This is a genomic window from Alexandriicola marinus, assembly GCF_004000435.1.
GTDB lineage: Bacteria > Pseudomonadota > Alphaproteobacteria > Rhodobacterales > Rhodobacteraceae > Alexandriicola > Alexandriicola marinus.
The window spans coordinates 1-21358 of record NZ_RBVZ01000021.1 but is presented as its reverse complement, the minus strand read 5'-3'; the positions used below and the strand labels follow the sequence as shown (position 1 = coordinate 21358).

Here is a 21358-nt window from a genome sequence, read left to right as displayed (position 1 = left end):
CCCTTCTTCGTAGTGGTGGGGGTCATGGCCGCGCCGGTTTCTGAAAATATCAGCCCTTTGAGCAGCGCCGGTGTCTGCGCGCGGGTGTTGTTGGCCCGTTTACGGGGACTCTCCTGCAGGATGGCGTGGGCGCGGTCCCAGAGGGCCTCGTCGATGATGGCATCATGTTCGCCGGGATATGCAGTGCCCTTGTGGACCGCCTCGCCGCGATAAACACGGTTCTTGAGCAGCCGGTAGAGATAGCCCTTGTCGATCAGCGTCCCCTGCTTGTTGCGGGCTCCTTCGCGTCGGAGCTCCCGTGCCAGCATGGTGGCGGACCCAAGTTCGACAAAGCGCTCAAATATCCGCCGAACTTGCGCGGCCTCGTTCTCGTTCACGATGAGCTTGCGGTCGGCGACATCGTACCCGAGGGGGACGTAGCCGCCCATCCACATGCCCTTCTTCCGGCTCGCGGCAACCTTGTCTCGGATCCGCTCGGCTGTGACCTCACGCTCGAACTGCGCGAAGCTGAGCAGGATGTTCAGTGTGAGCCGTCCCATCGATGTTGTCGTATTGAAGGACTGGGTCACCGACACGAAAGTGACGCCATGCCGGTCGAAAAGCTCGACCAACTTCGAAAAATCCATCAGGGCGCGGCTGAGGCGGTCGATCTTGTAGACCACGATCACGTCAACGAGGCCGTCTTCGACATCGGCGATCAGCTGTTTCAACGCCGGGCGGTCCAGCGTGCCACCAGAAAACCCGCCGTCGTCGTAGCGCTCGCGCAGGCAGGCCCAGCCTTCGGAGCGCTGACTGGCGATGTAGGCCTCGCAGGCCTCGCGTTGCGCATCGAGGCTGTTGAACTCCATGTCGAGCCCTTCTTCGGTGGACTTGCGGGTGTAGATCGCGCAGCGCAAGCGGCGGTTCGGACGCATTTTACTGTCCATGTTCAAACCTCCCGCGAACGGGTTTGCAGGCCGAAGAAGCGGTAACCGTTCCAGCGCGTGCCAGTGATCTCGCGAGCAACGCCGGAGAGCGACTTGTATTTGCGGCCCTCCCAGTCGAACCCGTCCTTCAACACGGTCACCGTATGCTCCACGCCGTTCCATTCGCGGATGAGCTGTGTGCCCTCGACGGGATTGCGAGGATCCGTGATCTGTTGCTTGCGGCGCGCGATCCCTTCGACCTCGTCGGCGAGCAGGTCGAGCATGCGTCGGGTTTCACGATCAGGCCCGCCATAGGTCAGTTCCTGAATTCGATAGGCGAGCCTGCCTTCCAGAAATGCGCGGCTGTTGTTGGGCGCGGAGCTGCCCATCAGGGTTTCCCATTCGGCTTTCAATTCCTTGACGGACTTGGCCTTCAACGCGGCCAGACGCGACAGTACCGTTTGATCCAGGCTGGCATCCTGGCCCGGTGTGGGCGGTGTTATCTTATTGTGATGCTTCATCAATTCCTCCGATGCGGATACGTTTCCTGCGACGACCACCGCTCTTTCGAGGCGGTAAGTCCACGAAACGGTCTCCGGTTTCGGCAGATAAAAAGCTGGACTTCTCGGCCAGAACACGAACCAAGCCGGCAGCGAGGATGTGGCCGATTTCTTCGAGGCGCGCCTCAGGCGACATGCGCTCAGGGCACAGGGGATTGGGCCCGGAGATCGAACCTTCTGGATTGGACGACATGGCGACTTTTCGCGATTAAGATGATGCCCGAATGGTATCGCGAAATCAGGAAAAAACAAGTAAATCAATAATTTGTGGAATTCTTCGACCTGTGCGAAGAGCCGCGCAAATCTGCGTATGCGCTTTGCCAGGTCATTGGTTGTCGTGACCGGGTCGGCAGCGAATCAGCGCCGGGAACCGCTCATGAATTGGTCGACGCAGTCTGCAACAGGCTCGGTGTCAAATTCGCGGCCATCGATAGCATCGTCAAACTGTAGGATGGTCAGCGACATATCGAGAAACTCGGATACCATCGCTAATTCTCGTACTGGTTCAGATCCACCGCTGAAGTTCCAGATCCCATCAGGACGCTGAACGGGGGTTTCTGATACGAAGCCGCTTCCCCAATCACCATTTGTAACGAGCGCATTGTCCGGGATTGGCATGCCTGACCGAACGAAGATCCCGCTTTTCAGAGCCGACTTACTCGCACGTCCCCATTTCGCGAATCCGTCGCGCGCCACAATCATAGCTGCTCGGTTTTCCGTGAAATCGATCCACTTACGGCAGGCGGCTATGAGCGACACACCATAGCGATGCGTGACATGATTCAGCAGGCCAACACTCATCTCATCGCCGTTCAGCTGTGCTCTATAATCATCGAGCGGCATCAGAAGGTAGGACGCGAATGTGTCGGCTTCCTCTTCACGCTGTCTCTCCGCCTCCTGCCAGGCACCAGGCCTCAGAGGTTTGCATTGGAAGTCGCAATCACGCATGAGGCTACCCGTAGCGTAATCCTTGCTCGACAGCAGCGGTCTGTGGAGCTGATAGTGACCGAATTCATGGGCGATGGTGAACCGACCACGGCCGCGATAGCGCGGGTCGTCGTTGTAGACGATGTGCCATTCCGGGCGCCTTCGATGCGGTCGGAGCATCCCCTCGACGCCCGGCAGTTCCCCACCGCCGATCTTGCCGATTGGGTCCTCGTTGTTCCGCGACACCTCGCGGGCGAGAGCTTCGACGTCGACCGGAAAACGGTCCTCTCCGAGAACCTGGCGAAGGAGGTTCGAGAGCCGATTAGCCTCTTTCTGCGGAGATTTGCGCTTTCCGTCCGTCATCAGTCGTCGTCCAGGATATCCAGCATCTTGCGCAGGCGCTCTTTCACTGGAGCGTCGAGCTTTTTGTATTTTCGGAAGAAGGCAACGTCTTCAGCATTCTCCTCCTCCTGTTCTCCATCGCCAACCAGCAAGAACTCGACGGTGGTGCCGAGCGCGGTAGCGATCAGGGCCAGCTTTTCGGCCGAGGGTCGCGCAACCTCCTTGTTCTCTATCTCCCACATGTAGCTCTTGCTGGATCCGACCCGCTCGGCGAGTCCCTCCAGGGTGAGGCCGCGCTTTCTTCGCAGCTCGCGAACGCGCTCCCCAAGCGGTGTTGGCACGGTGAACTCCTCTCCATCGGTGGTTCGTTTTTACAATACATCTAGTCCTTGACACGCCATACGCGCAATCCCTATCTTCTGCGCAGGTTCGCTAGTCCGAACTTTGATTCACGCGGAAACCAGACAAGGAGGCCGGAATGGCTGAAGGCAAGAAACCGGGCACGCATCACGTCGTGCCGAACGCGGACGGTGGATGGGATGTCCGTCGTGGCGGAGCATCGCGTTCCAGCGGGCACTTCGACACCAAGCAGGAGGCGGTTCAGCGCGCCCGCGAAATCAGCCGCAATGCCGAGACCGAGCTGAAGATCCACAACCGTGATGGGCGGATCGCGCAGTCGGACTCGCATGGCAACGATCCCCGCAACATCAAGGGCTGAGGAGGTGTAGGGCATGGCGTCGGTGACGAACTTCATCCGCAACACCCCTCCTGCCTGGTTGCGGGACTATTTCACAAAGACCGGGATCGTGTTGCCGACGCCGGTGGATTGGGACGCGTCCGAACCGGAGGTCGTGAAGCCCTTGCTTCAGGCCGTCGACGAAATGGACGACGAAGCTCGGGGCCGCATCATCAACGATGGCGAGCGTGTCGGCGCGATGGCCGACAATGCCGGCCAGACGGCGCTCTACAGCGTCGCCGAGGATCGCGAAGTTCTCGACGAACTCGAGAATGGCCACGCCCGGTCGCTGTGGCTTTTCCTCCACGACCGTGACCGGTTCCGGCATGCCGAGGAGGTTCGCTTCACCGATGAGCGCCGTCGCGGGCGGAGCTGGGATGGCTTCATCTCCGACGCGAACCTGGACGTCAGTCGCGACGCGCATGCCTTGGATGCATTCAAGGCGGCACTTCGACAGAGGTTTGCGTCGAAGAACGTCCATGTCGACATCTTTGCGCGTGTTCGGCCCACCTTCGACGGCGACGACTGCGAGCTCGTGCAGATCACGGTCTATCGGGAGGGCTTGCCGGACGATCACTTCGCCTTTGATGATGATGGAGAGCTGGTGCGGCAGCCTTACCGGCCCGTCTTTGAGGCTGCCATGACCTATGAGCCTACGACCGGGGTGATCGAGGTCGTCGCCGGCGATCGCGAAAGCCGGTCCGAGATGGCGCAGTTTCTCGCGCGGGACCTTCTCGGCGTGGAGTTCAGGGACGAGAAGGTGCCGATGAGGCACTACGATCTCGGGGTGCTCTTGGCGCCGCATTCCTTCCCGACCGATGTCGAGGACGGGATCGAGCGGGTTGAGGTTCGCCAGATGAGACTGATGCCGATCGACGCCGTCGGGGAACGCGTTACTCTGGAATCTCTCAGCAAGGCTGACCGCAACATCTGGATGATGGCGGAGGCTCGGCTTGGCCCTGGCAACCCGCTCACCGGCGGCTGGGTGGCAACGCAGGCGAAGCTGGCGATCAAGTTCCATCGGAAACCGGGCGCTCGTCGCGGCCGCACGCTGCCGCTGACGATCACCATGCCGCACGGCTGTAACCTCAAGGATCAGACCGAGGAAGAGCAGGTGATCGGGGAGAAGTACCTGCGCCGCTGGGGAATTCTGGTCGATGACCCGGTCGTTGTCGAAGATTGACGAGCGAGCCGCGAGGCTTTTCGTCAACATCGTCGAGACAGAGGAGGCGCGGATCGCCGGCGCCATCCTGAGCGACTATCATGCCGCCAGCGCCGCGCCTCTGATCGGCACTGGTCTCCTGGTGCCGGAAGGGCCCGTTCCGGCCGCTACATCGCTGACCGACCACGACGATGAACCTGTGAGCCTCGAATGGTCGCCCGAGCATCATGCCTACGGTTACTTCAGTCCTGCGGCGGGATGGGTAAACGTCGATGAGAGGCGTCTCCAGGTCTATCGGATCGACGCTCTGGCCTTTCTTCAGCGGTTTGCGGCTCGGCTTGATCTACCGGTAAAGGCGCGGCCGGCTGAACGCATTTCGGGCATCCTGTGGGAGTTGGGTGGTGTTCGATTGCCTGGACGCGGAGGCCGGGTCCCGGTCTGGTTCGCGCGGAGGCTGAACGATCGGGATGTCTGGCGCCAGGTCTGCGCTCATCTTAGTGGCCGCCCTCCCAGGGATTTCAGGGTCGTGGTGACTACGTCAGCTACCCACGTTCTCCCCGAAGCCGAGTTGTCACGGCACCAGTTTATCGCGCTGGATGATCTCGTGGATCATAGCACTGGACTCGTCATTGAGCCCACCTACCTCGCCGCGCAATTGAAGTCCGGCGCGGCTTCCCGTGCGGCGGATCCCGTGCGTCACGCGGCTGGGTTCCGCCATGTCTGGGTGGGCGACCGGGAGTTCAGGTTCGGCGGCGACAAGCGGCGCCAGATCGTCGAATACCTCTTCAATGCCTGGGAAGACGGCGTGGAAAGCGTCAGCACAGAGGTCATGTTCGCCGATCTTGAGTTCAATTCGTCGAGCCGCATGAGAGACATCTTCAAGGATCACGAGGACTGGCGCGATCTGATCGATGCGTCTGGCGGGTCCAGCCGGCTTCGCATTAGAGAGCTTCTGGATGCGAACACCGCTAACGCCGATTGATCGTGTCCTCGGCGATTTGAAGTTGCCCCATAACCCAATCGAAGGGCGGTGCGTCGCCAAGCATCATGCCCTGCATGGCCTCATAATCTGTCTCGATCGCCCCGCGCAGTTCGTCGGGTGGTACAACGCACAGCGACCCGGGAACGGCCTCATCGAACTTCTTCCACGCCTGTTTGAACGCAATAAGGTTGTGCTCCCGGACCGCCGTCAGCAGCGCCTCGTCTGCCAAGGCAGCCTCGCCGACATCTGTGCCCGTGATCATCGCGACATCGTAATAGTGGCGCGATATCCTGTCCTTGTCCGCAGGCACTCGAGCTTCATCGCGATGTCCGCAGAATGCGCCGTGTAGGATCAGAAGTTTTTCCAGGTAGGTGCGACATGGGGAAACGACATGGATGTTGTCGACCTTGAATGACCAGCCTTTAGCGAGATCTTCTGCGATGTACGGGGTCACGCTGGCCATGGCGTTAGGGTCGAGTGCTGATCGCGCACCCGCTTCGAGTTTCACGCGCGGCAAGACGTAGGGAAGATCGGCGCTCGGGTAGAGTGTGGGGTATTCGATCAGCAGTGTCTGTTGATCACCGTCCTCATCATCGGGAACGATCCGGCACCGCTCGTCGAGGAGCGGACCCAGAGCCGCAGCGAGATCGCCGCGGATGTAGGTACCACAGGCATCTTTCAGTTCGTCGAACAGCGCTTTGCGCTTCTTTCCAGAGATGTACTCATGACTCGTGGGGTCTCGATCGGCTCCGAAACCCAAGTCCTCTCGATAGACTACGAGGTCGATGTCTTCGGAAAAGCGGCGGATGAGCCCATATGCCTTGGACAGCGCCGTGCCGCCCTTGAACAGGAGTTGCGGGTGACCGTCCGGCAAGCGGTTGTAGAGCGCGTCGAGCACTAAGCAGACCCAGAAGTCCTTCTCAACGTAGCTCGGCAACGTGTCGAGACGTTCTGCCGCCGCCTCGAACACGTCTTTTCTGTCCTGATCCGAAAGCGCGAGGAACCGCGCATAGCTCTCGCTCATCGCGCAGCGATCTGCGGCTCGACTAGACTATACGCGATGGGGGCGGCCCAGCTCGGTAGGCTGCCGCTGTTGCGGACGAGATCCTTCTTCACGGCATCCGGAAGTTTCCGCTTGAGCGTGGTCGCAACCCGTACGTCCGAAGCTGCCTGCGGTCCGAGCCAGCGCAACGCCTGCGCCACAGGCGCTGAAGATTTTCCGGCCCATGCCATCACGCTCGGTCCTGCATGCCGCAGGCGAACGGTTCGGTTGCCGATCTTCACGTCCCGCGTCGCACCGTCCGTCACATAGCTTGTCTTCGCAGGTACCGCATTTGTCAGTCCCAGCTGGTTCGCTGCGGCGATACCGTCGAGCATGATGCGAACACTGTCGCGCCGCGCGAGGGCTGCAACCGCCTTGTCCATATCGACCGGTGCAGGCCGCTTTAGGACGCCGCTTGTACGAGGAAGATCGTAAAGCCCTCGGCCGACACGACGCAGATCACCACTCTTTGCTAGTCGCGACAACGCCTGATCGATAGCTGCACGGCTACCGAGGTCGAGGAAGTCCTTTGGTGTGCAAACCCACTTCCCGCGACCCTTCGAGCGAAGGCGCTTCATGATTCTATCCGAAATACCAGTCATCTGAGCGATCCTAGCAGGCCTTTCTTTGTCAGAAACATAAGGTATTTTTCTGACGAAATCAATTCCTCCTCGAACGCCTCCTTTTTCCCTCCCCAGCGCCTCCCACGCCCTCCGCCATGTTGGTCCCGCAACAGTTCGCACAATCCCCAAGGAGGTTCACATGGCGACAAGGCACCTTTCCCAGATCGAGCTGGCGGCTCGCTGGAACATCTCGCACCGGACGCTGGAGCGTTGGCGGTGGACGGGCGAAGGCCCGAAATTCATCAAGCTCGGCGGCCGCGTGATCTACCGCCTCGAAGATGTCGAGGCATTTGAGGCTGAGCAGATCCGCGGCGCAGACGGCGAACCTCATCGCCCGATGTCGGCGTAAGGGGGCTGCAATGACCATCCCTAACAACATTACACTCGCGGATATTCCCGCCATGCCCATCGGCGAGATCGCCGCGCTTCCCGCAGACCAACTGGTGCTGCTGCAGGAGGCGGCACAGCAAGACCTCCAGCAGGCCAAGTCGGTGTCCGACTGGCTCGATGGCGCGATCGCGCTGAAATACACCGACCGGGCAACGGAGTGCCGTCGCGAAGTTGGCAAAGACACCGGCACGGTACGCATCAGCGATGGCAGTGTCACCGTGATCGCTGACCTGCCAAAACGCATCGATTGGGATCAGCGCGCGCTGGCAAAACTGGCCGAAACCATTGCCGCATCGGGCGAAAACCCTGCCGAGTTCATCGAGACCACGTTGAAGGTGTCGGAACGCAAATACGCCGCGCTCCCGGAGAGCTGGCGCAAGGGCTTCGAGCCCGCGCGCACGGTCCGCACTGGCAAACCCAAGTTTCGCCTGGTGCTGAAAGAGGAGGTGCGCTGATGGCCATTTCGCTCGCTTCCCTGCGCACAGCATCGGTGCTTCAGCCGCCGCGCATCCTGATCCACGGCGTTGCCGGGGTCGGCAAGTCTACCTTCGCGGCCGATGCGGACCGGCCTGTCTTCCTCATGACCGAAGATGGTCTGGGCAAGCTGCAGGTCCCGCATTTTCCGTTGGCGACGGGCTATGCAGAGGTGGTCGAGGCGCTCGACGCCTTGCTGGATGAGGACCACGACTATGGCACCGTCGTCGTCGACAGCGTCGACTGGCTGGAGCCGCTGATCTGGGCCGAGGCCTGCAAACGCAATGGCTGGGCCTCGATCGAGACGCCGGGCTTTGGCAAGGGCTATGCCGAGGCGCTGACCATCTGGCGCGAATATCTCGACCGGCTCAACGCGCTGCGCGACCGCAAGGGCATGGTGGTCATCCAGATCGCCCATACCGACATCAAGCGTTTCGACAGCCCCGAGCACGAGCCCTACGACCGCTATGTGATCAAGCTGCAGACCCGCGCTTCGGCGCTGCTGCAGGAACATTCGGATGTTGTGCTCTTCGCCAACTATCAGATCTCGGTCGCGAAATCCGATGTCGGCTTCAACAAGAAGGTGACCCGGGCGCTCGGGTCCGGTGCGCGCGTCATGCACACCGAAGAGCGCCCCGCCTTCCTCGCCAAGAACCGTTACGGCCTGCCGGACACCCTGCCGCTTTCGTGGTCGGAGTTCCTCGCAGCCATGCCGCAGCCTGAATGATCCAGAAAGGACAATACCATGGCACGTTTCGATACGTCCTTCGACGCGACCGGCGTCGAGCCCACCACCGCATACGAGGTTCTTCCCGCAGGCAAGTACCGCGCCCAGATCGTCGAAAGCGAGATGCGCGTAACACGCAATGGCATGGGTCAATTCCTGTGGCTGATGCTCGATATCCTGGAGGGCGAACACAAGGGTCGGAAGATCTTTGACCAGCTGAACCTGGTGAACCCGAACCCAACCACGGTCGAAATCGCGCAGCGGACGCTTTCGGCGATCTGTCACGCCACCGGCAAGATGCAGGTCAGTGACAGCGAGGAGTTGCATCTCATCCCGATGACCATTCAGGTGACACTCAAACCGCCCAAGAACGGTTACGGCGAGAGCAACGGCATTCGCTACCTGCTGCCCGAGCCAGGAGCGGCGGCCCTGCAAGCTGCAACTCCGCCCACCGGAGGGAGCGCCTCCACGCCGCCTGCGAAAATGGCCTCCGCGCCCTGGAACAAGAAGGGCTGAGCCTTCGCGCTGCCCTGCGCCCTGACTGACGGGGCAGCGCGCAACCCCATCTGAGGAAATTCCCATGACTGACATGACCAACGCGGCCCCTGTGGCTGCGACCAGCCCCGGCTTGCCTGAAGACCAGCGGCGGCTGATCGAGCTCGACGATGCCATTGCCAAGATCCGCACGCAGATCGCGACAGCCGATCTGGCCCGCCAGCGCGGCCAGAAGCCGATCGATCCGGACTGGTTCCACCGGGCCCGCACGGCCCTGCGCCACCTGTGCCGAGAGCGGGCAGAACAGCTCGCCCAAGGAACCGGCCGCCGTCGCCGCGAAAAGCTCAAGGACGCGCTGATCGGCATCCTGCGCGAACGCCATGATCCCGAGACCTGGGATGGCATTCTGGCCGAGGCCCAGGCGAGAGCCGAACGGGAGGGTCTGTGATGGCAGAACTTCCCGAAGCCCCCACGCCGACGCTGACGGCGATCTATGCCGATTACGAGTCTCGCCAGGGTGATGGTTTCCGCGACCACCTCGGGGCGTCGATCATCGGCAAATCCTGCGCTCGGGCGCTCTGGTACGATTTCCGCTGGATCACGCCCGCGCGCCATTCCGGCCGCCTGCTGCGCCTCTTCGAGACTGGGCAGTTGGAGGAGGATCGGCTCGTGCGCAACCTGCGTGCCACCGGGGCGACCGTGCTCGAGGTCGATCCCGAGACCGGCCGCCAGTTCCGGATCGAGGCCCATGGCGGGCATTTTGGCGGCTCTCTCGACGGAGTGGCCCTTGGGCTCCTGGAGGCGCCGAAGACCTGGCATGTGCTGGAATTCAAGACCCACTCGGTCAAGAGCTTCAACGAGTTGACCGCAAAGGGTGTCGTTCTGGCCAAGCCTCAGCACGCCGCGCAGATGCAGATCTACATGCACCTGACCGGCATCACGCGCGCCCTCTACGTCGCGGTCTGCAAGGACACCGACGCGCTGCATGTCGAGCGCATCGAGGCGGACCGCGCCATGGCCGAGCGCCTGCTGGAAAAGGCCGGGCGCATCATCTTCGCCCAGCATCCGCCCGCGCGGATCAGCGAGGACCCGGCCTGGTTCGAATGCCGGTTCTGCGATCACCATGCGGCCTGCCATGACGGCGGTGGCGCTTCGGTGACCTGCCGGTCCTGCCTGCATGCGACGCCAGTTGATGGCGGTTGGCACTGCGCGCGACACGACCGGATGCTGGCGCCTTCCGAGCAACGCGCGGCCTGCGGCCGCCACCTCTTCATCCCCGACCTCATCCCGGGCGAGATCACCGATGCGGGCGACGATGTCGTCACCTACCGCATGGCTGATGGCTCGACCTGGACCAATGACGCCCGTTCCCTGGAGGCTGCGCCATGCTGACCCTGCGCCCTTATCAAGAAGCCGCGATCACAGCGATCTACGGCTATTTCCAGACCCACACCGGCAATCCGCTGGTCGTCATCCCGACCGCGGGCGGCAAATCGCTCGTCATGGCGTCCTTCATCGAAGGTGTGCTGAAGGCCTGGCCCAATCAGCGCATCCTGATCGTGACCCATGTGCGCGAGTTGATAGCACAGAACCATGCCGAGATGATCGGCCTCTGGCCCGATGCTCCGGCTGGGATCTATTCGGCGGGCCTCGGCAAGCGTGAGGCGCATGCGCGGATCCTCTTCGCGGGCATCCAGTCGATCCACCGCCGCGCGGCCGAGATCGGCCACACCGATCTGGTGCTGATCGACGAGGCACATCTGATCCCCGGCAAATCGAGCACGATGTATCGGCGCTTCCTCGACGCACTGAAGGCGATCAACCCGGCGCTGAAAGTGATCGGCCTGACCGCCACGCCGTTTCGGCTCGACTGCGGGATGCTGCACGAGGGGCAGAACGCGCTCTTCACCGACATCGCCTATGAAGCCCCGGTCCGCGTGCTGATCGATGCGGGGTATCTGAGCCCTCTGGTCTCGAAACAGCCCACCACCCGGCTCGTCGTTTCGAAGGTGGGCACCCGCGCTGGCGATTTCATTGCGCGCGATCTGGCGGCGGCGGTCGATCAAGACGCCATCACCCGCGCGGCCGTGACCGAGATCATCGAGCATGGCCGCGATCGGAAATCCTGGCTGGCCTTCTGTTCGGGCGTCGAGCATGCGCGCCATGTGGCGGAGGAATTCGGTCGCCAGGGCATCAGCTGCCGCACGATCTTTGGCGACACGCCGAAGGACGAGCGCGATGCGATCCTTGCCGCCTTCAAGCGCGGCGAAATCCGGTCGCTGGCCTCGATGGGCGTGTTAACCACCGGCTTCAACGCGCCGGGCGTCGACCTGATCGCGCTCCTGCGTCCCACGCAATCGGCCGGGCTCTATGTGCAGATGGTCGGGCGCGGCACCCGCCTCGCGCCGGGCAAGGAGAACTGCCTGGTGCTGGACTTCGCCGGCAATGTCCGTCGCCACGGGCCAATCGACCTCGTTCGGCCCAAGCGCCCCGGCGACGGTAGCGGGGGCGAGGCGCCGACCAAGGTCTGCCCGGACTGCGATAGCATCGTCGCACTCTCGGCGGCGGAATGCCCGGATTGCGGTTATGTGTTCCCGCCGCGTGAGGTGAAGATCGCGCCGACCGCAGCCACTTTGCCCGTCCTATCGCCCAAGGCACCGAAATGGGTCGCCGTGAGCAACGTGTCCTACAGCCGTCATGACAAGCGGGGCGGTCGGCCCTCGCTGAAAGTGACCTATCGCTGCGGCCTCACGACCTATCAGGAGTGGATCTGCTTTGAGCATCAGGGCTACGCGCGGCGAAAGGCAGAAGACTGGTGGCGCAAGCGTGCGCCCGGTCAGCCTGGGCCGCGCAGTGTGAACGAGGCCCTGACGCTATCCCGCAGCTTGGCACGTCCCAGCCACATCTCGGTCCGTCCGTCGGGCCGCTATTTCGAGATCACCGGTTACAGGTTTGACCCATGCACGCATTCCACAACGGCCTCTGCGCCATCTGCCACCGGCAACCTCGCGGGCTTGGTTGGTTCGACCCCGTCTTCCCCGTCTCGGACCCGCGGCGAGACCAAAGCCGCAAGCCCCTCTGTAGCCGGACGTGCCAGGACATCTGCCATGGGAGGAAGGGCATGATCGATCCCACACCCAACGAGACCGAGGCGATGACCGTTGGCGGCCAGGAAGGCGGTGCCTTTCTGGAGAGCATCGGCAAATCCGATCTCGCGACCTTGAGCGCGACCGAATGGGATCAGTTCATTGATGTCGTGGTCACTGGGTATTGCGACCATCTGCGCGAACTAGCTGCACGGGATCGCACCCGGCTCGACGGTATGGTGCCGGAGGTACCGTTTTGATGCAGAGCTCCTCCCACATGGCGCGCTACGGTGCGCGGCTTGTCACCAATGGCTACGCCATCCTGCCCATTGCGCCCGGCACCAAGAAACCCGGCCGTTTCCAGCGTGGCGCTTGGGTGGATTACCCGGAGTGGAACCGCCATGCCGCGCGCCCGACGACCGAGGTCGAAGTCGCGACTTGGTCTGCCTGGCCCAATTGCGGCGTCGGGCTCGTCGGTGGCGCGGTTGCCGCCATCGACATCGACATTGCTGAAAATGCTGAGCTCGCGTTGAAGATCGAGAAGCTGGCGCGCGATCGCCTTGGCGACACACCGGCGCTGCGCATCGGGCGCGCCCCCAAGCGTTTGCTGGTCTATCGCGCGGCAGAGCCGTTTCGTGGCATCAAACGCCATCCGCTCGAGGTGCTCTGTCTCGGACAACAGTTTCTGGCCTACGCCACCCATCCCGACACAGGCGCACCCTATGCTTGGCCCGAGGAAGGCTTGGCTGACCTCGATATCGCCGACCTCCCGGCTATCACGGCCGATGCGGCGTTGGCATTTTTGGAGGCGGCTCAGGTGATGCTGCCAGAAGGTCTTGTCCAGCGCGGGCTTGTGACGACCTCGTCACCACAGCCCCAGCTGACCGGGCACAGCCAGACAGGCACCATGCCGGCCATTCAAGCGGCTCTCGAATGGCTGCCGAACGCCGAGCTTGATTACGACAGTTGGATGCGGATCGGCATGGCGCTCAAAGGCGCGCTTGGCGATGATGGCCAGGATGTCTTCGCGCAATGGTCGGCACAGGCCGCAAAGGACGTACCGGCGACCACGCTCAAAGCCTGGACAAGCTTCAAACCGGACCGGATCGGCGCGGGGACGATCTACCATCTCGCTCTGGAACGCGGCTGGAAGCCAGATGCATCTCTGCGCCTCGATGGTTCCATGGACTGCGCGGAAACGCACCCCGCTGCAGGGCTGTTGTCACAGTTGGGCAGCCCATCTGAGCCCGACGCGGAAACGGACAATGACGCCGCCTACACGCTACACATGCCGGACGGGCTGGTCGGGGATCTGACCGCCTACATGCTGTCGACCGCACGGCGGCCGCAGCCGCTTCTGTCACTCGGCGCAAGTCTCTGTGCCATCGGCGCGCTCATGGGACGGAACTACCGGACCGAAAGCAATCTGCGCTCAAACCTCTATATCGTCGGCATCGCCGATAGCGGGTCGGGCAAGAACCACGCGCGGGAAATCATCAATGAGGTGTTCTTTGAAGCCGGGCTCGCCCATCACCTCGGGGGCAACAAGATCGCCTCGGGGGCAGGCCTCCTGACGGCGCTACACCGCCAGCCCGCGATCCTGTTTCAGATCGACGAGTTCGGTATGTTCCTGTCGGCCGCCGCCGACCGCAAGCGAAGCCCGCGCCACATCACCGAGATCCTCGACAACATGACCGAGCTCTACACGTCGGCTGGCGGGGTCTTCCTGGGGGCCGAATACGCCAACCGGGACGGCTCAAATGACCGGCGCGACATCAATCAGCCCTGTCTCTGCGTCTATGGCACGACGACACCCCTGCATTTCTGGGGGGCGCTGCAGGGTGCGAATGTCGTGGATGGATCGCTCGCACGGTTTCTCATCCTGCCCAGCGACGAGGATTACCCTGACGAAAACCTCGCGGCGGGTATTCGGCAAACACCCTCCGCGTTGATCCACGGGCTCAAAACCTTGGCAGCCGGGGGTGGTCTACAAAGCGGCAATCTCACCGGAATGACCCCGGGCCAAGCGACGGCGGTGAACCCGATCACGGTGCCAATGTCGGATGAGGCCAAAGCCCGTTTCAAGGAGTTGAGTGGCACGCTGACGGAGGAATTGCGGGCAGCGCGGGGCACGGCGTTCACCGCGGTCCTTGCCCGGATCGGTGAGAACTCCCTCAAGCTGGCGCTCATCGTCGCCGTCGGTCGCGATCCTTCACAGCCCATGATCGATCTCAGCGCGGCGGAATGGGCCATAGGTTTCGTGCGGCAGTTCGCTGCCAGAACCATGGAAGCCATTGATCGGCATGTGGCCGATACCGAAACGGAGGCTCACCTGAAGCGGCTGAAAGAGATCATCCGCGCGGCCGGTGCCAAAGGGATCACAAAGTCAGAGATCACCCGAGCCTCCCAATGGCTGAAGGCGCGCGACCGGGACGAGATCCTGCTGACGCTGATCGAAAGCGGCGACATCACCACCGGCATGCGGGACACCGGGGGGCGCCGGGCCATGGTGTATCGGCTATCTGGCTAGCTTCTTTCAAATGCGGGCTTTCTCCAATTGAAGGAAGTTTGGGGGTAAGCATCTGAAAACATGAACGGTTTTGCCTTCCTTCACTTCTTTCAATCTTTCAAGAGGAGCCTTGTATGTATGTGTTCTCGCGCGCGCGGCTGGAAATAGGATGACACACCCCATGAAATAATTGAAATATTGAAAGAAGGTATATTACCTATAGAAACCAGAGGCTTAGGGCTTGACTTACTTCAAGCTGCCCGCCTGAAGAAACTGAAAGAAGTGTCGGGCGGATCATGCGCCCAGCACCTGACATGACCAGACCACCCTTCGGGGCCTGGCGAGCCCGCAGCCTTCACCGGCCAGCCCGCTCGCCGCGTCCAGCACATCGAAGAGGAGGTCGTCATGACCCAATCACAAATGCTGCGCCCCATCCTGGCGCTCGATATTGGTACTACCACGGGCTGGGCGCTTCGTGGCTTTGACGGCCTGGTCACCGCAGGTACAGCGTCGTTCAAACCCGGCCGCTACGATGGTGGTGGCATGCGCTATCTGCGCTTCACCAACTGGCTCACCGAACTGGATCGGCTGAGCGGCCCCGTCGGCACGATCTGGTTTGAAGAGGTGCGTCGTCACGCCGGGACCGACGCAGCACATGTCTATGGCGGGCTTATGGCGTCCTTGACCAGCTGGGCAGAGCTGCGAGGCATTCCCTACGAGGGTGTACCGGTCGGCACAATCAAGCGCCACGCCACTGGCAAGGGCAACGCCAACAAAGCTGCCATGATCGCTGCGGCCAAGGCGCGAGGGTTCAGTCCTGCAGATGACAACGAGGCAGATGCCATCGCGATTCTGCATTGGGCGATCGAGACGCAGGGAGGTGTGGCATGAATTACTTCCCCAAAGGCTACGGCGGCCAGCGCCGTTCACCCGAAGAGGTCAAGCGTGACGGCTGGCGCGAGCAAGGCGTGCTGGCGGTCTCAGTCGATGACCATCGCTTGACCTGGCCAGAACGCGAACTCGTCGAACAGCTGGGCACCAAGCTTTATGGACCACGCCCCGCTGGGGAGGTGCGCCATGGGTGAGAAGAAGACATGGACTGCCGACGATGTCGCCGACCATTTCGAGGAAGCGTTTCGCACGCTGCGCAAGCTGCCGCCAGTCAAGGCGCGCGGGTATTTCAACGCATGGCCAGACATCGTGCGGTCAGCGCGAGAGATCGCGGCGATGGATCCGCAGCCGATGCGGGTCTGGCCGTCGGCCGCCGCCATCACCCGACTCGAGCAGACCTTCGACTGGGTGCTCTGGATCGAGGAGGAGGAGCGCAAGCTGATCTGGTCTCGCGCCGCCCGCGTGCCGTGGAAGCAGATCAGCGGCGAGCTGGGCGTCGACCGCACAACGGCATGGCGCAAGCACAAGCTGGCCTTGACCAAGATCGCGTCGAGGCTGAATGTCTGAGCGACTCCAATATGTTGCAACACTTTTGTGTTCGACACATGCAACATTTCCGTGCTACCCGTAGGGCATGATGGGGAGAGTGCGTTGGAAGACGGCTCTCCCCGTTTTTCGTGGTGGATATCCCTGCTGAAGCCGGAGTCCAGCTGGGGTCCAATCGGCTAACCCACTGACTTTGCGGGTCCTTCCTGGCCCGAAACGTATACGGGCGGGCGAAGCGCGCAATATCGCTAGCGACAGGGCACGTTTTTTGGGAAGCCACCCCTCGTAGGCATCCACCCGCGAACCGCTGAACACCACGACAAAACAAACCTTTCGCACTGGACACGCTCGGCGGCCGCTGGACCCCTCGTGGCGTCCAGGCTGGCCGCCGGCGTCCGGAGTCCACCCGATGGAGGCGAACCGTACCGCTTGACCCTGAGCTTTGCCCCGGACGCGATCGAGACCTGGCCGCTGGCCAAGCTCCAACCCTACGCGAAGAACGCGAAAACGCATGGCGCGGACCAGGTCGCGAAGATCGCTGCCAGCATGGCGGAGTTCGGCTGGACCGTACCGTGCCTCGTCGCCGACGATGGTGAGTTGATCGCGGGCCATGGCCGGGTGCTGGCCGCCACGCAGCTGGGGCTGATCGAGGCGCCCGTGATCGTGCTGGGGCATCTGACCGAGGCGCAACGACGGGCGTATCGGATCGCGGACAACAAGCTGACGGAACTCGGGACCTGGGACGAGGCGCTGCTCTCGTCCGAGCTGAACGAACTGCTGGCCGAGGACTACGACCTGTCGCTCATCGGTTTCGATGATGCGGAACTCGAGGCTTTGTTGGCCGGAGAGGTCGACCCCGAAACGGCGTCCCGCGAAGACGAGGACGAGGTACCAGACACTCCCGAGAACCCAATCAGCCGTGCCGGCGATCTCTGGGTGCTGGGCAAGCATCGGTTGCTCTGCGGGAACGCGACGGTGGCCACGGACGTCGAGCGTCTGCTTGGCGATGTGACACCGCTGCTGATGGTGACGGATCCACCTTATGGCGTGGAGTACGATCCCGGCTGGCGCAACAAGGCCGGTGCCGCGGCCACCAAGCGCACCGGTAAGGTGCTGAATGACGACCGTGCGGATTGGCGCGAGGCCTGGGCGCTATTCCCGGGCGATGTGGCCTATGTCTGGCATGGCGCGCTGCATGCGACGACGGTTGCCGAGAGCCTTGAGGCGTCCGGCTTCAACATCCGGTCCCAGATCATCTGGGCCAAGGATCGCCTGGTCCTGAGCCGCGGCGATTATCACTGGCAGCACGAGCCTTGCCTCTATGCCGTGAAGAAGACCGGCAAGGGTCATTGGGCCGGCGACCGCAAACAGACGACGCTCTGGCAGATCGCGAACAAGGATCAGGATGCTGAAACTGTGCACGGGACCCAGAAACCCGTCGAATGCATGCGCCGGCCGATCCTGAACAATTCAAGCCCGGGTCAAGCCGTCTACGAGCCCTTCATGGGATCGGGCACTACGCTGATCGCGGCGGAAACCACGGGCCGCGTCTGCCTCGGGATCGAACTGAACCCGGCCTATGTCGATGTCGCCGTGCAGCGGTGGCAGCAATTCACCGGCCAAGCGGCCGTAATGGAAAACGACGGTCGCCGTTTCGATGAGATCAGAGAAGAGAGGGCCGCAGCGTGAAGCAAAGCCGGACCATGTCTTTGGTGGAGTCCCTCGCTAACGTGATTGTCGGCTACGGCGTCGCGGTCGTCACGCAGATCCTGATCTTCCCGATCTTTGGGCTGCACACGACGTTGGCACAGAACCTTAAGATGGGCGCGATCTTCACCGTTGTGAGCATCGCGCGGCCCTTCGGCCTGCGGCGGGTGTTCGAAGCAATCCGAATACGAAGTGCCAAATGAAAAACCGCCGCCCCAGTGGGACGGCGGCCAACTACCTTTTGGACTTGGATGTCTCAGGCGGCGGGCAGCTTGTAAACGCGGCCCCGATCCTCGACCTTCTCAGAGGTCACTTCGAGCCCGAGCTTTTTCTTGAGCGCGCCGGACATTGCGCCCCGCACGGTGTGTGACTGCCATCCGGTTGCGGCCATGATTTCCGCAATGTTCGCGCCGTCTGGTGCGCGCAACATGGCGATGAGGGTGGCCTGCTTGGTGCCCTCGCGTGGTGCGCGCGGTTTGTGCGCAGCATCCTCGGCCGGAGTGGTCTCCGCTCTGTCAGTCTCAATGCCGATGGCGGCGAGGCCTGCGTCGGTGGCGATCAGCGTGACGCCATGCCCGTCGCCGGTTTTGCGCCAGATGGGTTCGCCGTTTCGCATGTCTGCCTCGACCTCTTCGAGGAAGCCTTTGGCGAGCATCGCGCCGACCACCTTGGCAGCGGCACCGCCCCGCAGGCTGTCGGGCAGCGGCAGGGCAATATGGCCGTCGCGTTGGGATGCCGCGCTGAGAATGATGGCTTGGGTGTCTGTGAGTTTTGTCATGTTTGCCTCTGGGTTTGAGCCGCGCGGAATGCGTGGCTTCTACCGAGGCGAGCCCGCCGCTTGGGCGGGCCGGGACCGGCGCGCGATGGCTCAGTCGTTGCGTGCGATCAGGGCAAGGAGGACGGCCGCCATGCCGCCGAGATATTCGCTGCGGCGAAAGACGATCTCGTCGATCTCGCTCGCGGTGTTGATGGTCGGGTCGACCTGCAGGTCGCTGCCCATGTGCGGCATGAGGCGGTTGACCTCGCGGTTGTAGCGTTCTGCAACGGTGCTGGTCATCGGGCTCACTCCGCGTATTCGCCTTCGCCAAAGGCGCTGTCGGTGATGCGCTTCAAAAGGCTGGCGTAGTGCTCGAGGCTGCCAACCGTGGCCCAGCCGATCTCGTCGGGATGGCAGTTGAAATGCCCGTCGCTGAGGCCTTGTAGCCGGACGAGCATCTCGTCGATCTCAGCCTTCTTGCCGATGAAGGCATTCAAAGCCGCCTCCTTGTTGCGGCGTGCCTTCTCGGCGCGAAGCTCGTGGCGGGGCGTTGTCTGCGGGTTCAGGCGGGTCATCGTGGCGGCTCCGTGGTGAGTTGCATCGTTTTCGTGAGACCACGTTCGCTCTGGCGCGGAGGCATATCAACTACATAAGCACATGATTTTGAATGATAATCGGAGCGCGTCATGGAGGGCCTGAGCGAGCGCCAATACGCCGCCCGCGTCGGCCTCTCACGCGGAGCCATCCAGAAGGCCAAGGCCACGGGACGGCTGGTGTTGCATGCCGATGGCAGCATCGACGCGGTGGCCAGCGATGCACTGCGCGCGCAAGCGACCGATCCGTCGAAAAAGCGCAAGGCGCCGAAGCCGAAGCTCAAGCCCGTCCCGGAGGCGGCGGTATCCGCCGTGGGCGAAACGCTGCGCGAACAGGGGCTTGCAGCACCGCCGGTCGGCAGCAGCACCACATTCCTGCAGGCCAAGACGGCCAATGAAGTGCTGAAGGCGCAGGAGCGCCGCCTGCGGCTACAAAAGCTGAAAGGCGAGCTGATTGACCGGTCGCGTGCGCTGTCGCTGGTGTTTCGGCTAGCGCGGCAGGAGCGTGACGTCTGGGTAAACTGGCCCGCGCGTGCGGCGGCACTGATGGCGGCCGATCTGGGCGTTGTGCCTGCCGCGATGCAAAAGGTCCTGGAGAAACATGTTCGTGCCCAACTCGACGATCTCGCAGAGATCAAACCAGATCTCAGATGATGATTTCGAGGGCGCGACGGAAATCATGCGCGCTTGGAGCGAAGGCCTCACGCCGGACCCAGACCTGACGGTCTCGCAATGGGCGGATCGGCACCGGATGTTGTCTGGTCGCGCGTCAGCCGAACCGGGCCGGTATCGCACCGCGCGCACGCCCTACATGGGCGAGATCATGGACCGCTTGTCGCCGGGGGATCCGACACAGCGGATCGTGTTCATGAAGGCGGCGCAGGTCGGTGCGACGGAAGCTGGGAACAACTGGATCGGCTTTGCGATCCATCAGGCGCCGGGCCCGATGCTCGCGGTGCAGCCGACGGTGGAACTGGCGAAACGGAACTCAAGGCAGCGGATCGACCCGCTGATCGACGAAAGCCCGGAGCTGCGGGAGCGTGTCAAACCGGCGCGCTCGCGCGACGCGGGCAATACGATGTTGTCCAAGGAATTCGCGGGCGGCATCCTGATCATGACCGGGGCGAACTCGGCCGTGGGCTTGCGCTCGACTCCGGCGCGCTACATCTTTCTCGATGAGGTCGATGCCTATCCGGCATCGGCAGATGAGGAAGGCGATCCGGTGACTTTGGCGGAAGCGCGCTCGCTGACCTTCGCGCACCGGCGCAAGGTGTTCCTGGTTTCGACGCCGACCATACGGGGGATGAGCCGGATCGAACGGGACTACGAGGCCAGTGACCAGCGCCGGTTCTTCGTGCCCTGTCCGCACTGCGGCACGATGCAGTGGCTGAAATTCGACCGGCTGCGCTGGCAGAAGGGACAGCCGGAAACGGCGGAATATCATTGCGAGGGCTGCGAAACGCCCATTGCTGAACACCACAAGACGGCCATGCTGGAAGCTGGCGAATGGCGAGCGACTGCGACGGCAGCGGATCCCAACACCGTGGGCTATCACCTTTCGGCGCTCTATTCGCCCATCGGCTGGCTGAGCTGGGAGCGGATGGTGCGGGCGTGGGACGCGGCACAGGGATCGGACGAAGCAATCAAGGCCTTCCGGAACACGATCCTTGGCGAGACCTGGGTTGAAACCGGCGAAGCTCCGGACTGGCAGCGGCTCTATGATCAGCGAGAACACTGGAAGCCGGGCACTGTCCCAGCGGGCGGGCGGTTCCTGACCGCCGGGGCTGACGTGCAGAAGGACCGGATCGAGGTCGACGTTTGGGCCTGGGGCCGAGGGCTCGAAAGCTGGCTCGTCGATCACATCATGATTGAGGGCGGACCCGACCGGCATGAGGCTTGGGGCG

Annotated in this window: 29 protein-coding genes; 19 read left to right on the top strand and 10 right to left on the bottom strand. The window is 62.6% G+C overall.

All coding sequences use genetic code 11. The features are described from left to right. The 5 genes from EP376_RS21395 to EP376_RS21375 all read right to left on the bottom strand — a co-directional run. The coding region (locus EP376_RS21395) for a recombinase family protein (protein WP_164745029.1) at nt 1-926 on the bottom strand (926 nt) is incomplete at its 3' end. 2 nt (nt 927-928) lie between these two features. Beyond that, nucleotides 929-1426 (bottom strand): DUF2924 domain-containing protein, encoded by a 498-nt coding sequence (locus EP376_RS21390; protein WP_127657549.1) that lies wholly within the window; start codon nt 1424-1426, stop codon nt 929-931. Beyond that, complete coding sequence (locus EP376_RS21385) at nt 1410-1658, bottom strand: hypothetical protein (protein ID WP_127657548.1); 249 nt, start codon at nt 1656-1658, stop codon at nt 1410-1412. Before EP376_RS21385 ends, EP376_RS21390 begins: the two co-directional genes overlap by 17 nt. 164 nt (nt 1659-1822) lie before the next feature. Continuing rightward, nucleotides 1823-2755 (bottom strand): ImmA/IrrE family metallo-endopeptidase, encoded by a 933-nt coding sequence (locus tag EP376_RS21380; RefSeq protein ID WP_127657547.1) that lies wholly within the window; start codon nt 2753-2755, stop codon nt 1823-1825. Beyond that, nucleotides 2755-3075: a helix-turn-helix domain-containing protein gene (locus EP376_RS21375; RefSeq protein WP_111432103.1), complete on the bottom strand. Its 321-nt coding sequence runs from the start codon at nt 3073-3075 to the stop codon at nt 2755-2757. Before EP376_RS21375 ends, EP376_RS21380 begins: the two co-directional genes overlap by 1 nt. Nucleotides 3076-3212: 137 nt before the next feature. Here EP376_RS21375 and EP376_RS21370 point away from each other — a divergent pair, with 137 nt between their 5' ends. Genes EP376_RS21370 through EP376_RS21360 form a run of 3 tightly spaced genes read left to right on the top strand, consistent with a single transcriptional unit; the run spans nt 3213 to nt 5614 of the window. Next, nucleotides 3213-3452 (top strand): DUF2188 domain-containing protein, encoded by a 240-nt coding sequence (locus tag EP376_RS21370; RefSeq protein ID WP_101341895.1) that lies wholly within the window; start codon nt 3213-3215, stop codon nt 3450-3452. A gap of 13 nt (nt 3453-3465) precedes the next feature. Then, complete coding sequence (locus tag EP376_RS21365) at nt 3466-4653, top strand: hypothetical protein (protein WP_127657546.1); 1188 nt, start codon at nt 3466-3468, stop codon at nt 4651-4653. Further along, nucleotides 4628-5614 (top strand): hypothetical protein, encoded by a 987-nt coding sequence (locus EP376_RS21360; protein ID WP_127657545.1) that lies wholly within the window; start codon nt 4628-4630, stop codon nt 5612-5614. The genes EP376_RS21365 and EP376_RS21360 overlap by 26 nt, the downstream gene beginning before the upstream one ends. Here the strand turns inward: EP376_RS21360 and EP376_RS21355 are convergent. Beyond that, nucleotides 5601-6638, bottom strand: a complete 1038-nt coding sequence (locus EP376_RS21355) for a nucleotidyl transferase AbiEii/AbiGii toxin family protein (RefSeq protein ID WP_127657544.1) — start codon at nt 6636-6638, stop codon at nt 5601-5603. The genes EP376_RS21360 and EP376_RS21355 overlap by 14 nt on opposite strands. Next, nucleotides 6635-7258: a DUF6088 family protein gene (locus EP376_RS21350; RefSeq protein ID WP_127657543.1), complete on the bottom strand. Its 624-nt coding sequence runs from the start codon at nt 7256-7258 to the stop codon at nt 6635-6637. The genes EP376_RS21355 and EP376_RS21350 overlap by 4 nt, the downstream gene beginning before the upstream one ends. Before the next feature lie 160 nt (nt 7259-7418). Between EP376_RS21350 and EP376_RS21345 the strand changes: the two genes are divergently transcribed. From EP376_RS21345 to EP376_RS21280, 14 genes are all read left to right on the top strand, one after another. Then, complete coding sequence (locus EP376_RS21345) at nt 7419-7628, top strand: helix-turn-helix transcriptional regulator (protein WP_036175309.1); 210 nt, start codon at nt 7419-7421, stop codon at nt 7626-7628. A gap of 10 nt (nt 7629-7638) precedes the next feature. Continuing rightward, entirely contained in the window at nt 7639-8124 is a 486-nt protein-coding gene (locus EP376_RS21340) for a hypothetical protein (RefSeq protein WP_127657542.1), read from the top strand. Beyond that, nucleotides 8124-8870 (top strand): ATP-binding protein, encoded by a 747-nt coding sequence (locus tag EP376_RS21335; protein WP_127657541.1) that lies wholly within the window; start codon nt 8124-8126, stop codon nt 8868-8870. The genes EP376_RS21340 and EP376_RS21335 overlap by 1 nt, the downstream gene beginning before the upstream one ends. A gap of 18 nt (nt 8871-8888) precedes the next feature. Then, nucleotides 8889-9386: a DUF669 domain-containing protein gene (locus tag EP376_RS21330; RefSeq protein ID WP_127657540.1), complete on the top strand. Its 498-nt coding sequence runs from the start codon at nt 8889-8891 to the stop codon at nt 9384-9386. Between the two features lie 64 nt (nt 9387-9450). Continuing rightward, the gene (locus EP376_RS21325; RefSeq protein WP_203331093.1) at nt 9451-9813 is read left to right on the top strand and encodes a hypothetical protein; all 363 of its coding nucleotides are present in this window, start codon (nt 9451-9453) and stop codon (nt 9811-9813) included. Continuing rightward, a complete protein-coding gene (locus EP376_RS21320) occupies nt 9813-10757 on the top strand; it encodes a PD-(D/E)XK nuclease family protein (protein ID WP_127657539.1) in 945 nt (314 codons plus the stop codon). Before EP376_RS21325 ends, EP376_RS21320 begins: the two co-directional genes overlap by 1 nt. Continuing rightward, nucleotides 10751-12490, top strand: a complete 1740-nt coding sequence (locus tag EP376_RS21315; protein WP_127657538.1) for a DEAD/DEAH box helicase — start codon at nt 10751-10753, stop codon at nt 12488-12490. The genes EP376_RS21320 and EP376_RS21315 overlap by 7 nt, the downstream gene beginning before the upstream one ends. After that, a complete protein-coding gene (locus EP376_RS21310; protein ID WP_127657537.1) occupies nt 12487-12711 on the top strand; it encodes a DUF6511 domain-containing protein in 225 nt (74 codons plus the stop codon). The genes EP376_RS21315 and EP376_RS21310 overlap by 4 nt, the downstream gene beginning before the upstream one ends. Beyond that, a complete protein-coding gene (locus EP376_RS21305; protein WP_127657536.1) occupies nt 12711-14981 on the top strand; it encodes a PriCT-2 domain-containing protein in 2271 nt (756 codons plus the stop codon). Before EP376_RS21310 ends, EP376_RS21305 begins: the two co-directional genes overlap by 1 nt. A 384-nt stretch (nt 14982-15365) precedes the next feature. Further along, on the top strand, nt 15366-15851 hold the full coding sequence (locus EP376_RS21300; protein ID WP_127657535.1) for a hypothetical protein: 486 nt from the start codon (nt 15366-15368) through the stop codon (nt 15849-15851). Next, entirely contained in the window at nt 15848-16045 is a 198-nt protein-coding gene (locus tag EP376_RS21295) for a hypothetical protein (RefSeq protein WP_127657534.1), read from the top strand. Before EP376_RS21300 ends, EP376_RS21295 begins: the two co-directional genes overlap by 4 nt. After that, on the top strand, nt 16038-16418 hold the full coding sequence (locus EP376_RS21290) for a DUF6362 family protein (RefSeq protein ID WP_127657533.1): 381 nt from the start codon (nt 16038-16040) through the stop codon (nt 16416-16418). The genes EP376_RS21295 and EP376_RS21290 overlap by 8 nt, the downstream gene beginning before the upstream one ends. Before the next feature lie 408 nt (nt 16419-16826). Then, on the top strand, nt 16827-18086 hold the full coding sequence (locus tag EP376_RS21285; protein WP_127657532.1) for a site-specific DNA-methyltransferase: 1260 nt from the start codon (nt 16827-16829) through the stop codon (nt 18084-18086). After that, the gene (locus tag EP376_RS21280; RefSeq protein WP_127657531.1) at nt 18083-18307 is read left to right on the top strand and encodes a DUF7220 family protein; all 225 of its coding nucleotides are present in this window, start codon (nt 18083-18085) and stop codon (nt 18305-18307) included. Before EP376_RS21285 ends, EP376_RS21280 begins: the two co-directional genes overlap by 4 nt. A 53-nt stretch (nt 18308-18360) precedes the next feature. Here EP376_RS21280 and EP376_RS21275 read toward each other — a convergent pair whose 3' ends face one another. From EP376_RS21275 to EP376_RS21265, 3 genes are all read right to left on the bottom strand, one after another. Further along, nucleotides 18361-18882, bottom strand: coding sequence for a DUF3489 domain-containing protein (locus EP376_RS21275; RefSeq protein ID WP_127657530.1), 522 nt, complete (start codon nt 18880-18882; stop codon nt 18361-18363). Nucleotides 18883-18972: 90 nt separating this feature from the next. Continuing rightward, nucleotides 18973-19161 (bottom strand): hypothetical protein, encoded by a 189-nt coding sequence (locus tag EP376_RS21270; RefSeq protein ID WP_127657529.1) that lies wholly within the window; start codon nt 19159-19161, stop codon nt 18973-18975. A gap of 5 nt (nt 19162-19166) precedes the next feature. Continuing rightward, on the bottom strand, nt 19167-19436 hold the full coding sequence (locus tag EP376_RS21265; protein WP_127657528.1) for a hypothetical protein: 270 nt from the start codon (nt 19434-19436) through the stop codon (nt 19167-19169). A 111-nt stretch (nt 19437-19547) separates the two neighbouring features. On the opposite strand from EP376_RS21265, the gene EP376_RS21260 reads away from it, so the two are divergent. Continuing rightward, entirely contained in the window at nt 19548-20108 is a 561-nt protein-coding gene (locus EP376_RS21260) for a hypothetical protein (RefSeq protein ID WP_127657527.1), read from the top strand. Then, a partial coding sequence (locus EP376_RS21255) for a phage terminase large subunit family protein (RefSeq protein WP_206074819.1) occupies nt 20056-21358 on the top strand: 1303 nt, incomplete at its 3' end. The genes EP376_RS21260 and EP376_RS21255, both read left to right, overlap by 53 nt.

What these genes read in the sequence shown, in the direction of transcription:
- EP376_RS21390 (WP_127657549.1), bottom strand. Translation starts at nt 1,426, where the DNA reads ATGAAGCATCACAATAAGATAACACCGCCCACACCGGGCCAGGATGCC.
- EP376_RS21385 (WP_127657548.1), bottom strand. Translation starts at nt 1,658, where the DNA reads ATGTCGTCCAATCCAGAAGGTTCGATCTCCGGGCCCAATCCCCTGTGC.
- EP376_RS21380 (WP_127657547.1), bottom strand. Translation starts at nt 2,755, where the DNA reads ATGACGGACGGAAAGCGCAAATCTCCGCAGAAAGAGGCTAATCGGCTC.
- EP376_RS21370 (WP_101341895.1), top strand. Translation starts at nt 3,213, where the DNA reads ATGGCTGAAGGCAAGAAACCGGGCACGCATCACGTCGTGCCGAACGCG.
- EP376_RS21365 (WP_127657546.1), top strand. Translation starts at nt 3,466, where the DNA reads ATGGCGTCGGTGACGAACTTCATCCGCAACACCCCTCCTGCCTGGTTG.
- EP376_RS21360 (WP_127657545.1), top strand. Translation starts at nt 4,628, where the DNA reads ATGACCCGGTCGTTGTCGAAGATTGACGAGCGAGCCGCGAGGCTTTTC.
- EP376_RS21355 (WP_127657544.1), bottom strand. Translation starts at nt 6,638, where the DNA reads ATGAGCGAGAGCTATGCGCGGTTCCTCGCGCTTTCGGATCAGGACAGA.
- EP376_RS21350 (WP_127657543.1), bottom strand. Translation starts at nt 7,258, where the DNA reads ATGACTGGTATTTCGGATAGAATCATGAAGCGCCTTCGCTCGAAGGGT.
- EP376_RS21345 (WP_036175309.1), top strand. Translation starts at nt 7,419, where the DNA reads ATGGCGACAAGGCACCTTTCCCAGATCGAGCTGGCGGCTCGCTGGAAC.
- EP376_RS21340 (WP_127657542.1), top strand. Translation starts at nt 7,639, where the DNA reads ATGACCATCCCTAACAACATTACACTCGCGGATATTCCCGCCATGCCC.
- EP376_RS21335 (WP_127657541.1), top strand. Translation starts at nt 8,124, where the DNA reads ATGGCCATTTCGCTCGCTTCCCTGCGCACAGCATCGGTGCTTCAGCCG.
- EP376_RS21330 (WP_127657540.1), top strand. Translation starts at nt 8,889, where the DNA reads ATGGCACGTTTCGATACGTCCTTCGACGCGACCGGCGTCGAGCCCACC.
- EP376_RS21325 (WP_203331093.1), top strand. Translation starts at nt 9,451, where the DNA reads ATGACTGACATGACCAACGCGGCCCCTGTGGCTGCGACCAGCCCCGGC.
- EP376_RS21320 (WP_127657539.1), top strand. Translation starts at nt 9,813, where the DNA reads ATGGCAGAACTTCCCGAAGCCCCCACGCCGACGCTGACGGCGATCTAT.
- EP376_RS21315 (WP_127657538.1), top strand. Translation starts at nt 10,751, where the DNA reads ATGCTGACCCTGCGCCCTTATCAAGAAGCCGCGATCACAGCGATCTAC.
- EP376_RS21310 (WP_127657537.1), top strand. Translation starts at nt 12,487, where the DNA reads ATGATCGATCCCACACCCAACGAGACCGAGGCGATGACCGTTGGCGGC.
- EP376_RS21305 (WP_127657536.1), top strand. Translation starts at nt 12,711, where the DNA reads ATGCAGAGCTCCTCCCACATGGCGCGCTACGGTGCGCGGCTTGTCACC.
- EP376_RS21300 (WP_127657535.1), top strand. Translation starts at nt 15,366, where the DNA reads ATGACCCAATCACAAATGCTGCGCCCCATCCTGGCGCTCGATATTGGT.
- EP376_RS21295 (WP_127657534.1), top strand. Translation starts at nt 15,848, where the DNA reads ATGAATTACTTCCCCAAAGGCTACGGCGGCCAGCGCCGTTCACCCGAA.
- EP376_RS21290 (WP_127657533.1), top strand. Translation starts at nt 16,038, where the DNA reads ATGGGTGAGAAGAAGACATGGACTGCCGACGATGTCGCCGACCATTTC.
- EP376_RS21275 (WP_127657530.1), bottom strand. Translation starts at nt 18,882, where the DNA reads ATGACAAAACTCACAGACACCCAAGCCATCATTCTCAGCGCGGCATCC.
- EP376_RS21270 (WP_127657529.1), bottom strand. Translation starts at nt 19,161, where the DNA reads ATGACCAGCACCGTTGCAGAACGCTACAACCGCGAGGTCAACCGCCTC.
- EP376_RS21265 (WP_127657528.1), bottom strand. Translation starts at nt 19,436, where the DNA reads ATGACCCGCCTGAACCCGCAGACAACGCCCCGCCACGAGCTTCGCGCC.
- EP376_RS21260 (WP_127657527.1), top strand. Translation starts at nt 19,548, where the DNA reads ATGGAGGGCCTGAGCGAGCGCCAATACGCCGCCCGCGTCGGCCTCTCA.